The 13,528-nt window shown below is 62.0% G+C and carries 14 protein-coding genes; 3 read left to right on the top strand and 11 right to left on the bottom strand.

Going from position 1 to position 13,528, the window contains the following annotated elements:
- Positions 1-10 precede the first annotated feature (10 nt).
- From RS694_RS19380 to RS694_RS19345, 8 genes are all read right to left on the bottom strand, one after another.
- Positions 11-457 carry a nuclear transport factor 2 family protein gene (locus RS694_RS19380; RefSeq protein ID WP_029706741.1) on the bottom strand — a complete coding sequence of 149 codons (447 nt, stop codon included), beginning with the start codon at positions 455-457 and terminating at the stop codon, positions 11-13.
- The gene (locus RS694_RS19375) at positions 454-1,233 is read right to left on the bottom strand and encodes an SDR family NAD(P)-dependent oxidoreductase (protein ID WP_029706740.1); all 780 of its coding nucleotides are present in this window, start codon (positions 1,231-1,233) and stop codon (positions 454-456) included. The genes RS694_RS19380 and RS694_RS19375 overlap by 4 nt, the downstream gene beginning before the upstream one ends.
- An 85-nt stretch (positions 1,234-1,318) precedes the next feature.
- The gene (locus tag RS694_RS19370) at positions 1,319-1,852 is read right to left on the bottom strand and encodes a DUF3833 domain-containing protein (RefSeq protein ID WP_029706739.1); all 534 of its coding nucleotides are present in this window, start codon (positions 1,850-1,852) and stop codon (positions 1,319-1,321) included.
- A complete protein-coding gene (locus tag RS694_RS19365; RefSeq protein WP_051391766.1) occupies positions 1,849-3,144 on the bottom strand; it encodes an MFS transporter in 1,296 nt (431 codons plus the stop codon). Before RS694_RS19365 ends, RS694_RS19370 begins: the two co-directional genes overlap by 4 nt.
- A 5-nt stretch (positions 3,145-3,149) precedes the next feature.
- On the bottom strand, positions 3,150-3,707 hold the full coding sequence (locus RS694_RS19360) for a chalcone isomerase family protein (RefSeq protein WP_029706737.1): 558 nt from the start codon (positions 3,705-3,707) through the stop codon (positions 3,150-3,152).
- 19 nt (positions 3,708-3,726) lie between these two features.
- Positions 3,727-4,950 carry an SAM-dependent methyltransferase gene (locus RS694_RS19355; RefSeq protein ID WP_029706736.1) on the bottom strand — a complete coding sequence of 408 codons (1,224 nt, stop codon included), beginning with the start codon at positions 4,948-4,950 and terminating at the stop codon, positions 3,727-3,729.
- A gap of 12 nt (positions 4,951-4,962) precedes the next feature.
- On the bottom strand, positions 4,963-5,733 hold the full coding sequence (locus RS694_RS19350) for a DUF1365 domain-containing protein (protein WP_029706735.1): 771 nt from the start codon (positions 5,731-5,733) through the stop codon (positions 4,963-4,965).
- Positions 5,730-7,040 carry an NAD(P)/FAD-dependent oxidoreductase gene (locus RS694_RS19345; RefSeq protein WP_029706734.1) on the bottom strand — a complete coding sequence of 437 codons (1,311 nt, stop codon included), beginning with the start codon at positions 7,038-7,040 and terminating at the stop codon, positions 5,730-5,732. The genes RS694_RS19350 and RS694_RS19345 overlap by 4 nt, the downstream gene beginning before the upstream one ends.
- 195 nt (positions 7,041-7,235) lie before the next feature.
- Here RS694_RS19345 and RS694_RS19340 point away from each other — a divergent pair, with 195 nt between their 5' ends.
- On the top strand, positions 7,236-8,105 hold the full coding sequence (locus RS694_RS19340; RefSeq protein WP_029706733.1) for a ferritin family protein: 870 nt from the start codon (positions 7,236-7,238) through the stop codon (positions 8,103-8,105).
- Here the strand turns inward: RS694_RS19340 and RS694_RS19335 are convergent.
- The gene (locus RS694_RS19335; protein ID WP_029706732.1) at positions 8,088-9,326 is read right to left on the bottom strand and encodes an HD-GYP domain-containing protein; all 1,239 of its coding nucleotides are present in this window, start codon (positions 9,324-9,326) and stop codon (positions 8,088-8,090) included. The genes RS694_RS19340 and RS694_RS19335 overlap by 18 nt on opposite strands.
- 88 nt (positions 9,327-9,414) lie before the next feature.
- Here RS694_RS19335 and RS694_RS19330 point away from each other — a divergent pair, with 88 nt between their 5' ends.
- Positions 9,415-9,906, top strand: a complete 492-nt coding sequence (locus RS694_RS19330; protein ID WP_029706731.1) for an adenylyltransferase/cytidyltransferase family protein — start codon at positions 9,415-9,417, stop codon at positions 9,904-9,906.
- 41 nt (positions 9,907-9,947) lie between these two features.
- Here the strand turns inward: RS694_RS19330 and fliD are convergent, their stop codons facing one another.
- Positions 9,948-10,697, bottom strand: a complete 750-nt coding sequence (gene fliD / locus RS694_RS19325) for a flagellar filament capping protein FliD (RefSeq protein WP_029706730.1) — start codon at positions 10,695-10,697, stop codon at positions 9,948-9,950.
- A gap of 190 nt (positions 10,698-10,887) precedes the next feature.
- Positions 10,888-11,385: a hypothetical protein gene (locus tag RS694_RS19320; RefSeq protein WP_152528785.1), complete on the bottom strand. Its 498-nt coding sequence runs from the start codon at positions 11,383-11,385 to the stop codon at positions 10,888-10,890.
- Between the two features lie 418 nt (positions 11,386-11,803).
- Here RS694_RS19320 and RS694_RS19315 point away from each other — a divergent pair, with 418 nt between their 5' ends.
- A complete protein-coding gene (locus RS694_RS19315) occupies positions 11,804-13,483 on the top strand; it encodes a phospholipase D-like domain-containing protein (RefSeq protein ID WP_029706728.1) in 1,680 nt (559 codons plus the stop codon).
- Positions 13,484-13,528: the final 45 nt, after the last annotated feature.

Below are 13,528 nucleotides of genomic sequence, written 5' to 3'. Positions count from 1 at the left end.
GGCAAATCGCCTAACTGTTGGCCCGCTTCTTGAGCCAGCGCATCAGCGCGCCCACGAGGGGCAATTTCTCGTACAACTCTTCGGCCGCATCCCAGTAGTCGCGGTGCAGCGTCACGCGGCCTGCGTCGTCCAGCACCAGGTGGGATCCACCCAGAATCACCTGCTCCTGGCCCTGCTTGAAACGCCGGAAGCGAAAGCGGAACTCCCAGGTCAGAAAACACTGCTGCCCCTGCACGATGCGCTCTTGCACCACAAAACGTGGCACCTCCAGCGTTTTGAACATGTCGGCAAAGATGTGTGCGATGGCGGCCTGCCCCGTCACGTCGTTGAACGGGTCCTTGAACCGCGCTTCGGGTGCATAGAAGTCCGGAATGGCTTTCACGGAATCCACGGTCAGCGTTTCGAAAAACACCACCAGGCGTTGCACGGATTCTTCGTTGGAGCTGGAGGCGTTCATAACGTGGCGCGGCGCGTCAGGTAGAAATAGGCCCGGTTGGGCAGGATGCGCAGCATTTTGAGCCACAGCGTAAACCGTTTGGGGAAATGGATCTCGAACCGTCCCTGCGCCCAGCCCTGCACGATGGCCTGTGCGGCCTGCGCGGGCGTCAGCAACGCGGGCATGTCGAAATCGTTATTGGCCGTGAGCGGCGTTTGTACAAAACCGGGGTTGATCAGTGACACCCCAATGCCCGCACCGCGCAGGTCCAGGTACAAGGTCTCGGCCAGGTTGATCAGCGCCGCCTTGGTGGGCCCGTAGGCCAGGCCGTTGGGCAAACCGCGGTAACCCGCCACACTGCCGATCAGGCTGATGTGCCCGGCGCCGCGCGCCTGCATGCCGGGTATCACCGCGTGCAGCACAGCCAGTGCGCCGCTGTAGTTCACCGCCAGGTGGCGCTGTAGATCGGGCAGGTCCATGGCGGAGCCCCGCATGGCGTTGTAGTGGCCCGCGCAGTACACCACGCAGTCCAGCGGGGCCTGTGTTTGCAAGGTGTGTGCGGCGGCTTGTACGGCCTGTGCATCGGTCACATCCAGCGCTAGCGCCTGGCTGCCCGGGTGGGCCAGCACAAACGTATCCAGCGCCACCTGCTTGCGCGCCGACACCACCACGCGTGCGCCCAAGGCGTGCAGGCGCGACGCCGTCGCTTCCCCAATGCCGGTGGAGGCGCCCACCAGCCACACGGTCTTGCCGCGCCAGTCCGTGATGGGCGGATTCAGGGGTGTCAGGAGTGGCATGGCGGCAACTTTTTGCTATGGTTTTGGTAGCTGCTTGCGCAATCCATTCGGGGGCTACAGGCCAATTTCATATAAATTCCGGGCCTCAGCGCTTGGTGAAGGACAAAGTGACTTCACCCAGCTTCACGCCAAACTTGGTCATCGTCGCCTTGTTCAGCATCACGCGGTCGGTCATCAGGTACATCCAGTCGTCGAACTGCACCTCGTAGACCTTGCCATCCACAGGCAAGCTGAGCGTGTAGTTCCAGTAAAACGCGTTGCCGCGTGCTTGGCCCTGCGCCGTGCCCACCACATCTCCGGCCGTACCGGTGTAACGGCCATCGGCCAGTTTGGTGAGGCGCCACACGCGTTTTTGGGTGCTGCCATCGGCGTACGTAAAGTCTTCGTCCAGCAGCCCCACGTCGCCACTCCAGGTGCAGCGCATCACCACGGTAAAGCGCTTGACCACGGCGCCCGAACGGTCGGTGAAGACGCCATACGCGTCCAGCGTGCCGTTGAAATACTGCTGCAGGTCCAGCACCGGCTTTTCGCTGGCGTAGTTGTTGATGTCTTGGGATGCGCAGCCGCCCAGTACCAGGGTGCTGGCCGCGGCGGAGCTCAGGAGCAGGCGTCGTTTCATGGGGTCTTTCGGAGGATGAGGGTGTAGAGCAGCACCGCTGCCAGCGCCTTCAGGGCGCAGGGCAGCAGGCAATAGGCCAGCGTGAGAACTTGCAGGGCTTGCGGGTCGCGTGTGCCGGGCGTGTAGCCCAGCAGGCCCAGCGCGGGCAGGGCCACACCGGCGGCCAGCGCCAGGTTGAGCTTGATGGCAAAGTTCCACCAGCCGAAGTACGCGCCTTCCATGCGGCCGCGGTCGCCGTTGGTGTCAATCGTGCCGGCCAGCAGCGCGCCGGGAATGGCCAGGTCGGTGCCCAGCGCGACGCCGGACAAGGCACACACCACGATGAACGCTGTGGTGTCACCGGCGCCCAGCCCAGCCGCAAATACAAACACCGCAATGGACAGCAACATGCCCACCCCCCAGGTGCGCGCCAGCCCGATGCGTTTAACCACTTGCAACCAAAGCGGTATCGCCAGCGCAGCGCTCAGAAAGTAACTGCCCAGAAACAGCGGCTCGGCGCTGGCCGGGGCTTGCAGCCGGTCCTGCACAAAAAAGAGGATCAACGTGGCGGGCACCGCACTGGCAATGCCGTTGACCACAAACACGGACAAGAGCGCGCGGTAGGCCGGGCGTGTAAACGGCAGCCAGATGGATGCGGGCTGCCCTGCCGAATACCCGCTGTCGCTGAAACTCTGTGCCGTGGTGCGGGGCTGGCGTGCGCGTGTCCAGGCCCACCAGCCAGCAAAAAGCGCTATGAAAAAGAGAGCTGTTGCCGCAGGCAGACCGAGGGCTACGGGCGCAATCGATGCCAAAATCACGCCGACCAGGCCCAGCCCTTCGCGCCAGGCCACCACGCGGCTGCGCTGCGCCTCATCACCGCCCAGCATCGCGCCCCAGGACTGGTGCGTGATGCTGAGCAGGCTGTAGGCGGCGTAGGTCAGCATCAGGCAGGCCGTGGCCCACAGCACCAGTGCCTCGGTGCCTTGCACCGGCGGGAAAAACAGCAGGGCAAATCCACCAAACAGCAACACCGCGCCCACGGCCGCCCAGCCCAGTACCGTGCGCGGCGAGCGCGCAAACAGCCGGTCGCTCCAGCGCCCCAGCAGCGGGTCGATGAAGGCATCAAACAAACGCGCCAACAGCAGCACCGCCCCCAGCGTGGCCAGCGGCACGCCAAACGCGCGCGCATAGTGGTTGGGCAGGATCACGTACAGCGGCAGCGCCACAAAGGCGAGCGGCAAACCCAGCAGGCCATAACGCCAGCCATCGCGCCAAGTGAATGACATCGCCGTGGGCGTCGTGACGCAGCGCATGGGTGTCAGCCTGGCACGCCGGCCAGCAGTTCCTGGCGCAGGCGCGGCTCGCTGGTCGCGTCCGACAGCCAGATACCAAAGAACAGCCGGCTGAACTCGGCATCAGTAATCGTGCTGCGCAATTGTCTGTTGACATAAAAGCGTGCCCCCACGGCGGGCAGGTGCACGCCGGTGATACGGTCACCTTCTTTCACATCGGGAAAAGCCGCCTGCATCGCAGCCAGCCAGCGTGCTTCGGTGGCGGCGGGCAGCGGGCCAGCGCGGCGCATCTCGGTGAGCGAGCGCTCGGCTATGGCTTTACCGCTCAGTGCGCGCAGGTAAGTCAGCTCCAGCGCCAGTGGGTGCTGCGCGTAGGTTGCTGCCTTGAAGCCCGGTGTGACCCACAGCTTGGCGTCGTAAATCGACAGACCGAAAAAGCGCATGCGGCTGCTGCCCGCAGCCAGCGCCGTGGGCAGCTCGGTGCTGATCTCGGGTGGTGTTGCGCTTTGCGCCCTCACGCCAAGCGCGCCCAGCGCAGCCCAGGCCAGCAGGGGCAGTTGCAAGATGGTGCGACGCGTTGGCATGGTGGTTTATGCCGTGTGTTCAGACCGCACGTTTGCGCAGCGTGTACTGCACCACGTCGATGTTGCGTTCGTCAAAGGCCGCTTCGCAGTAGCCCAGGTAGAACTCCCAGATGCGCACAAAACGCGCATCAAAGCCCTGCTGCAATACAGCGTTGTGCTCGGTCACAAAGGCATTGCGCCAGCGCCGCAGCGTCTCGGCGTAGTCGGGGCCGAAATGCAGCGCCTCCACCACCTCCAGCCCGGCCGCTTCGGCCTGCGTGCGGAATTCGCGCGGGCAGGGCAGGCAGCCACCGGGAAAGATGTACTGTTGGATAAAGTCGGTGGACGCGACATACCGGTCAAACAACGCGTCGTCGATCACGATGCTCTGCACACAGGCGTGCCCACCGGGCTTGAGCAACTTGGCAACGGTCTGGAAATAGGTGGGCCAATACTCGCGGCCCACGGCTTCCACCATCTCGATGGAGCAGATCGCATCAAACGGCGCGTCATCAATGTCGCGGTAGTCCTGCAAGCGCAAATCCGCTTGATGCGCCACACCCAGACGTTCCATGCGTGCTTTGGCAAACGCGAGCTGTTCGGTGCTCAGGGTTACGCCGGTGACGGACGCGCCAAAGCCGGTGGTTGCCATCTCGGCCAGCGCGCCCCAGCCGCAGCCGATTTCCAGCACGCGGTCGCCCGGTTGCACGCCGGCCTGCTGCAGCGCACGGCGCACCTTGGCGTGTTGTGCCTGCACCATGGGCTGCGTGAAGTCGCCGTGGAACAGGGCCGACGAGTAGTTCATGGTCTCGTCCAGCCACAGCGTGTAAAACGCATTGCCCAGGTCGTAGTGGGCGTGGATGTTTTTCTGGCTGTTGGTTTTGGTGTTGCGGTTGAGCAGGTGTTTGATGCGGTACAGCAGGCGCCCGGCCCAAGAGCCGTAGACCACGTTCTCCACCTCAGCGCGGTTTTTCACCAGCACACGCAGCAGCTCGGTCAGGTTGGGCGTGCTCCAGTCACCGGCGATGTAACTCTCGGCAAAACCAATGTCACCGGACTTGAGCGCTGCCGCGCAGACATTCCAGTTGTGCAGTTGCAACGTGGCGTGGGGCATGACCTCACCGCCAAAACGTTGCATGGACCCATTGGGCAGTTGCACGGTCAGGCTGCCATGGCGCAGGCGCTGCAGCAGCTTGAGCACGGTGCGCGCGGCGGCGGGCGTGCCCTGTGGCAGGGTGAAGGCGGGTGCGGTGGTGGTGTTCATCGTTGGCTCGGTTCAACGGGTGGTGAAAGTGGGCGGTGGTGCGGGTTTGCGGAAGAAGCGCACCTTCTTGAAAAACAGGCGCAGCGCCTGCCAATGGATGCGCGCCACCACGGCCAGCGTCATGGCCGGGTAGCGCCACAGCGCCTGGCGTGTGCTTTGGCGCGTGAGGGGTTGCAGGTGGCCGCTCACACTGGTCTCGATGAGCGGGCCTTGCGCGTCGTCATAGTCAATGCGTGCCACGGTGCGTTGGTCGTCCGCCGTGCGCATGAAGCGAAAACGGTAGCCGCCTTCCACCGGGCAAAACGGCGACACGTGGAACACCTTGTCGGCGCGCAATTCCACGCCATAATGCGGCTCGTCCAGCAGGTAACAATGGCGCTCGCCAAAGGTGTTGTTCACTTCCACCACGATGGCGCGCAGGCTGCCGTCCAACCGGTGGCAGTACCAGAAGCTCACGGGTTTGAAGGTGAAGCCCAGCACGCGTGGGTAGCAGTGCAGCCAGACCTCACCGTCGGCGTCTTCCACCCCTTCGCGCAGCAGCAGCGCATCCAGCCAGGCCAGTGCGCCACCTTGTTCGGGGCTGCGGCCGTCGCCATGGTCGGTGTCATAAAAACTCAGAGGCGCAAAGCGGTTGCGTGCCAGCGCACTATCGCCTTGCAACTGCAGACTGCGCATCGGCAGCATGAGGAAATAGGTGCCATAGGCAAACGCATTGCGCACCGGGCGCAGGCGGGTGTGGCGTACTTCGCCAAACCCGATCAGGGCCTGCGCTGTTGTGTTCATAGGGCACCGCCCACCGCGTGTTGTGCGATGGCTTGCCCCAGGCGCTGCGCCACGTCCAGCCCGGACTTCAGGCCATCTTCGTGGAAGCCATAACCGGTCCAGGCGCCGCAGTAGTAGGTGTGTTGCATGCCTTGCAATGCAGGCAAAGACTTTTGCGCACGGATGGCGGCCAGGTCAAACACCGGGTGCGCGTAGTCAAACGTCGCGTGGATCTGGGCCGAGTCTATCTCGCGCACCGGGTTCAGCGAGACCACCACGTCCTGCGCAAACGGGAGGGGCTGCAGCTGGTTGAGCAGGTAGTGCAGGCAGACCTGGGCCGAGTTTTTGTCGGCACTCGCAGCGCGCTCGTAATTCCACGCGGCCCAGGCGCGGCGCTCGGTGGGCAATACGCGGGTATCGGTGTGCAACACGGCGCGGTTGGGCTGGTAACGAATGGCGCCCAGCACCGCCTGCTCGGCCGCGCGGGCGTCGCTCAGCATCGTAAGGCTTTGGTCTGAGTGGCTGGCCAGCACCACTTTGTCAAAGTGTTCTGTCTGGCCGTGGGAACGCACCCACACGCCCTGGGAATCGCGCGTGATGTTTTCCACCGGGGTGTTGAGCCGTTTGTCGGTAATGCCCGCAACGATCTTGTCCACATAGTGGCGTGCGCCGCCGGTTACCGTCCACCACTGCGGGCGGTTGGTTACCTGGATCAGGCCGTGGTTGTGGCAAAAACGGATCATGGTGGCCACGGGGAACTGCAGCATCTGGTCGGTCGGGCAGCTCCAGATGCAGCCCAGCATGGGCAGGAAATACCAGTCGCGAAATTCATCGGACAGCGCGTGCTGGGCCAGAAAGTCGCCCAGCGGCTGCACCAGCTCGGCCTCGGCATTGCGCCGGGCAATGTTGGTGGCCAGCCGGTTGAAACGCAGCACGTCGCGCAGCATGCGCCAGAAGCGTGGGTTCCAGAGGTTTTGGCGTTGGGAAAACACGGTGTCCAATGACGAACCGCTCCATTCCAGTGGCGCCTGGCCTGCGCTGCCCGGCACCTGCACGGAGAACGACATGTCGGACTTGGACGTCTCCACGCCCAGCTCCGCCAGCAGCGCAATCAGGGTAGGGTAGGTGCGCTCGTTAAACACCAAAAAACCGGTGTCCACGCCATGCGTGACTTTGGTACCGTTCAAACCCGGCAAGGTCAGGTCCACCGTATTGGTATGCCCGCCAAAGTAGCTGCCCGCCTCGAACAGGGTGATGTCGGCCAGCCCGCGCAGGCGGTGCGCCACGGCCAGGCCCGAGATACCGGAGCCGACGATGGCGACCTTCATGCCGCCACCTTGTTCAGTACCATTGAATTTGAATTTAAAACCATCAAGTTATTTTGTGACTAAACGGTATTTATTCAAATCAATCAGTTTTATAACCCCTATAATGGAATGGTCATGTGTCCTTGTCGGGAGCAGGTGTTTGTCAAGTTTCTGACATACACGCCGACTAAAATCAAATCGCATCGAAAGGTTGTCATGCTCTACCCGGAACTCTTCAAGCAACTGGAATCGGTCCGCTGGGATATGGACAAAGACATTCCCTGGGCCAGCTTCGACCCCGTCAAGCTCTCCGACGAGCAGGCGGCCACGATCAAGATGAATGCCATCACCGAGTGGGCTGCGCTGCCTGCCACCGAGATGTTCTTGCGCGACAACCGCGGCGACAGCGATTTCTCCGCCTTCATGTCGATCTGGTTTTTTGAAGAACAGAAACACTCACTGGTGCTGATGGAGTACCTGCGCCGCTACCGGCCCGACATGGTGCCGACTGAGGAAGAGCTGCACAACGTGCGCTTCGAGTTCGACCCGGCGCCCGTGCTGGAGACGCTGATGCTGCATTTCTGCGGCGAGATCCGCCTCAACCATTGGTACCGCCGCGCCAGCGAATGGCACACCGAACCCGTCATCAAGACCATCTACACCAAGCTCAGCCAGGACGAAGCCCGCCATGGCGGCGCCTACCTGCGGTACATGAAACGCGCCATCCAGAATTTTGGCGATGAAGCCAAAGCCGCCTTTGCCAAAGTGGGCGTGCTCATGGCCAGTGCGCGGCGCACAGCGCAAGCGCTGCACCCGACCAACCTGCACGTCAACAAGGCGCTGTTCCCGCGCGACACCATCCAGAGCCGCATGCCCAACCCTGAGTGGCTGGAGCACTGGCTGGACAAACAAATCAACTTTGATGCGGTGTGGGAGACCAAGGTGGTCGAGCGCATCCTGCACAACATGAGTCTGCTGATGGACCGCAGTTTCAGCACCGTGCAGGAGCTCAACAAATACCGCAAGGAACTGGCCCGCGAACTGGCCGACTCCATCACTCCAGCTGTGTCACCACGGCCGGTCTGAGGCGGGCACTGCCGTCAGCGGCAGCATTTTTTCCAGGTTCACCTGCACCTTGACTTCGCGGTGCGCCACGCTGGCCACGATGCGGTAGTCGGGCAGGCTGGTTTCGCGGATGGTCGGCTCTACGGTGGGGATGCCGGAGCGGTTGACCAGCACCGCCACACGCGGCGTCGTTGTATTCGCACCGCGCTTGATCACCACTGCAATTTCGTCCGTGGCCAGGCGCACAAACGAGCCCGGCTGATAAATACCGACGGCCTTGATCAGCGCCGCACCGGCTTCGTCCACCTTGCGCTCTTCATCAAAGTAGCAGGCCTGCATGGCGGCCGCCGGGGAAATCGGCTGGCGCGAAGCACGCGGTGCCAGGCGTGCGGCAAACATGTCGGCGCGCTGTATCAGGCGCGCCATGCGCTCGGCGCCGGTCTTGGCTTTGAGCGGGCCGGGTGTCTGGGTGTGGTGTTCGCGCACGGCCTGCAGCCAGTGCACATTGGTCACGCCCAGCGCCTTGAGCATTTCCACGGATTTCTCGGCGTGGTTATCAATCTGTGCGCGTTGGGCGGGGCTGGGTGCCTCGGTTTGTAACGCCAGGCGGTCTTGCAGATCCGTCATGCCCAGGTTCATGGTCAGCGCAGCCTTGGCCAGTAGCGCCACTACTTCCGGCGGCCAGTTCAACACCTCGCGCGCCGCTAGGCCACACATGGCGCTAACCAGCATGGCGTGGGTGGCGCTGTAGCGCCGCTTCTCGGAGGCAGACAGGTGAATCAGCGCAAACAACACGCCATCCGGGTTGCGCAACATGTGGCGCTCCAGCAGGCCGTGCAGGCGCTCCAGCCGGTCCATGAACTGCGCCGGGTTGCTATCGCGCAGCAGGTAATTGCACTGCTCTTGCAGGTCCAGCCAGTCCGGTTTGCCGTCGTCCACCACGCCAGCGCTGGCGCGTTCGCCCAGCGTGGTGCCGGCGAGCTTGGTACCGGCAATTTCACCGAGCGCTTTTTCGTCGTTGACCAAGCCGTGCAACCGGCCAATGTAGGCGCGGTGGTGGGCTTCGGAATCGGCCACATCGATGTACAGGCCGCCGCCGCGCTTGGAGAAATCGTCCAGATCGGCTTTGGAGCCGACCACAAAGTCTTTTTTGGCCAACAGCACCCCGTCCTTGTCCATCAGAGGGAAGGGCAAGGGGTGGCCAATGCGTATGGACTCTGCGCTGATCGGTACGAGGTGCATAAAGTGCCGGAATTATGCATCCCATGGGGCCGCGTGAAAGCCTGTCTTGAGGGGTAAACCACGCCGTTTTCCCTGCTAGCATGCCCCCATGAACCCCCAAAAAGCGCCAGCTTTCCTGTCCAAAATTTGCGACCGTGCCGATCTGGCCCGCCAGCTCGCCCACCTGCCCCGCCCCTGGGTGTTTACCAACGGCGTGTTTGACGTGCTGCACCGCGGCCACGTGATGTACCTGGCCCAGGCCCGCGAACTGGGCGCCAGCCTGATCGTGGCGCTCAACACCGATGCCTCCGTCAAGCGCCTGGGCAAGGGCGACGACCGCCCGCTCAACGCCGAAGCCGACCGCGCTGTCGTCATGGCCGGCCAGGGCGCTGTGAGCCTGGTCACCTGGTTTGACGACGACACCCCGGTGCAGATCCTAGGTGAAATCAGGCCCGACATTCTGGTCAAGGGTGGCGACTACGACATGGCGAAACTGCCGGAGACTGCGCTGATCGAATCCTGGGGCGGGCGGGCGTTGGCGTTGCCGTTTGTGCAGGGGTACTCGACGACCAAGCTGGTGCAGCGGATTCGGGCCAGCTGAGAGAGCCTGGCGCAAGCGGCGCGTTTTTACCCAGGCCGCGCCTAGCTGATTTGCTGGTATGCCGACACGCCCCAGTTCGTCCAACTGCCAAAGCCCGTGTTGCTTGGGGTGGGGCTGTTGTCTTGTCCCAAGGCACTCAAGGTGGCTTGCTGGCTTTTGAGAATGCCGGAGCGCTGGTTCAGCGTGGACAGCGACAAGCCCACATTGCCATTGCTGGCCAGTTCTTGCGTCGCAGCGTTGAAGACCTGTTTGCCCAGCTTGTTCAAGGTGGCGCGCACAGCGGCCGGGTCGGCCTTTTGTGCAGCGTCTAGCTTGGTGCTGTCCAGCACCAGGCTGCCGCTTGCGTTGAGACTGAAACCCACTTTCTTGAGCGCATCCACCGTGGCGGTGTCAGCACCCAAAGCGCTCAGCAGGTTTTTGCCGGTGCGGCTGGCACTCTGCACTGCAGCGGTATCTCCGGGTTGTGTGGCAGTTGTTTTTGCGCTGGCCAGGGCCGCATTAAAAGCGCTGGTGAAATCACTGGCAGCCGACTTCTGCGCCGTCGCCGTACTGGTATTGCCCAAAATACCCAGCCCACGCGCGGCAAGCTGTGTGCCTGACACGGCGGACTGCAGTTTGCCGAAACTGGAGAGTTGCGCGGTGGTCTTGTCCACCTGTGCTTGAATGCGCTGGTCTGCCTTCTTGAGCCCTGCCTGCGCCGCCAAACTCAAGCCGCCCGTGGCCTGCGTGCTGGCGCTGGCCCCCAAGTACTGGGTGGCCGAATGGGCTTTGACAAAGTCGTTGAGGTTCATGGCGTACTGCGCTGGCAAAGTTGCTTGGCGCGACGGGTTCAGTCTATTCTTATGTGGGAGTGCTGGGAAGGGGCATTTTTGGTAGCGCCTAGATATTGATTCGAAGTTTTCTATGGCGAGCGAAGGCGAATGAGAGCAATCGCTAATTGCATTACTTGATCACTACAAGCATTCAAAATTACCTAGCAAATCATTTCCATTTGCTAAAGTCCAAGTACGGCCCGAACCGGGCTCGGCAATCTTCCATAGCTTGCTTGGCGAACCATTTCAAGAGATCCGTTTGCGCAGTGATTAGCTCTTGCGGAACAATGTTTTGATTCGCACGAGTTCTTTCTTGAATTAACCAAAGCTTCGTGCAGTTTTTTGATATTTCATCCATGTAGTCACGTATTTCCATGCCAAAAAGAAACTGTGCTGATGGGAATAGGTTTGTGAATTCAGGATTACTTATAGCAATGTGCTCTCGCTGAACCGCCTGTGACAGCTCGTGCCACGTTGCTTCAAAAAGCTTGTATCTTCTTTCGAACAAATCTAGATTTAGTTTTGCGGTTGCGACTTTTGCTTGTTGCTGTTGAATCCGAGTAGCTACGAACCCTAAGCCTAGAGCGATCAGCGCTGCTGGAAGGCCTTTAATCAGTTCAAAACTGACGCTTCCGTTAACAAACCAATCTGTAGCGGGTATGCACATACCGAATGCCTTTCTGAAGTCCAATCGCATTGGACGCCATTTTTTGCGGACTTGGGTTCCCCATTTTCGGTGATTGGCAACCGCTCACTTTCGCCGCAAATTCATATTTGGTTAGGTAGCCCGGGTATCCGGGCGCAGGCCCCATTCGCAATTGCCAAATAGTAGGTACGCCAACAATGCCGTTTACGAGCGAACCTCGGGCAACCCAAAACCTTCGCCCGCGAGCGTGGGCCGGAGAATGGATACCCGGACTGCTTACCCTGCAGAGCGAAATGCAGCGTAAGCCCATCTCTTTACTATCAAAACAATAGTTGCTTGCGCAGTCTGCACAAGGGCTGGAGGCCTAAAAGACATATAAGTCCTTGTGTGCCCTACCGCTCACACATAAATCGCCGCTTCCGCTACAGTGGCCTGCACCATGCAGCCTGCTCATTTCCACAACCACCCGGCCACAACCCTTGCGCGAAGAACGGGGTGGCGCACGCTGGCCCTAGTGTTGTTCAGCCTGTGGCTCACTGGCTGCGCGTCGCTTCCCAGCGCAGTAGACCGGCCGGTGTCCACGGCACTGACCAATCCGGCCGAGACGCGGCTGGGCAGTCTGGTGGCGGTGCGGGCGCAGAAGGCGGGCACGCGCAATGACTCGGGGTTTGCGCTGGTGGGCGATGCCGAGCTGGCGTTTTCCAGCCGCATGGTGCTGATCAAGGCGGCGCAGAAGACGCTGGACATCCAGTACTACGCCATCTTTGCCGACGAGACCACCGAGCGCCTGTTTGACGCGTTGCGCGACGCGGCGGGCCGGGGTGTGCGCATCCGTATCCTGCTGGATGACTTCAACACCTCGGGCAAAAACGCGCAGGTGCTCAAGCTGGCGTTTGAACGCAACATCGAGCTGCGCCTGTTCAACCCGCTGCCTGGTGGCCGTGGCTCCATGGTGACGCGGGTGCTGGGCAACCTCAAAGACGCGGGGCGCATGCAGCGGCGCATGCACAACAAGATGCTGGTGGCCGACAACGCGGTGGCCATCACCGGCGGGCGCAATCTGGGTGAGACCTACTTTGGCCAGAGCGAAGGCACCAACTTTGTCGACATCGACGTGCTGGCTGCGGGGCGCATCGTGCGCGAGCTGTCGCGCAGCTTTGACCAGTACTGGAACAACCCACTGGCCTACCCGGTGGAATCGCTGATGACGCTTCAGGAGATTGACGCGCTCAAACCCCAGCCTGCTGTAGCGGCCGTTGACCAGGAAACTGCAGGCCCCGTGCCCGCTGCGCCGCCTGCCGTAGTGACCCTGGCCACTGCACCCACCGATGCTGCACCGGCGCCGTCCACCCTGCCGGACACCACGGACTTGAGCCTGCTGCCGTGGACCTGGGCGCCGTCGGTGTTGCTGGTGGACAAGCCCTCCAAAATCGCGGCGGATGCGGACGCCACCGAAGCCGCACAGGACACCGCGGTCGACGGCCTGCTGCAGCTCATGGCGCAGGCGCAGCGTTCGGTGCTGATCGTTTCGCCCTACTTTGTGCCTGGCGAACGCATGCTGGAGACCTTTGCCAACCTGCGCCGACGCGATGTGCAGATACGCGTGTTGACCAATTCGCTGGCGTCCAACGACGCACCGGCCGCCCACGTGGGGTATGCGCGTTACCGCCGTGCGTTGCTGGGCCTGGGTATAGAGTTGTACGAAATGCGGGCCGAGCAGGAGGGCACCTTCCGCAGCTTTGGCGCGTCGGCTTTGGGCAGTGGAAGTGGTAGTGGAGGGGCAGGCAGTTCACGCGCCAGCCTGCATTCCAAGGTCGTGGTGATGGACGACGCGCTGTTGGTGGTGGGCTCCATGAACCTGGATCTGCGCTCGCAATTGCACAACAGCGAAGTGGCCATCGTGATCCGCAACCGCACCATCTCCGCCGAAGCGACGCGCCTGATTGAGCCCACGCTGGCCAAAGACGCCTACCGTGTCGAGTTGCGGGACCAGCAGTTGCGGTGGCGTGCACCGCCGGGCGCGGCGTTCCCGGATGCGGTGAGTGAGCCAGACGCCAGTCTGGGCCTGCAATTCATCACCACGCTGATAGCGCCCTTTGCGCCCGATGAAATGCTCTGAGCGGCCAGTTGGCAGTGCGAATTTGCTATCAAAACAGAAGCTGCT

The sequence above is a fragment of the Rhodoferax saidenbachensis genome (assembly GCF_001955715.1).
Taxonomy (GTDB): Bacteria; Pseudomonadota; Gammaproteobacteria; order Burkholderiales; family Burkholderiaceae_C; genus Allorhodoferax; species Allorhodoferax saidenbachensis.
This window is presented reverse-complemented; position numbering and strand designations above follow the sequence as displayed.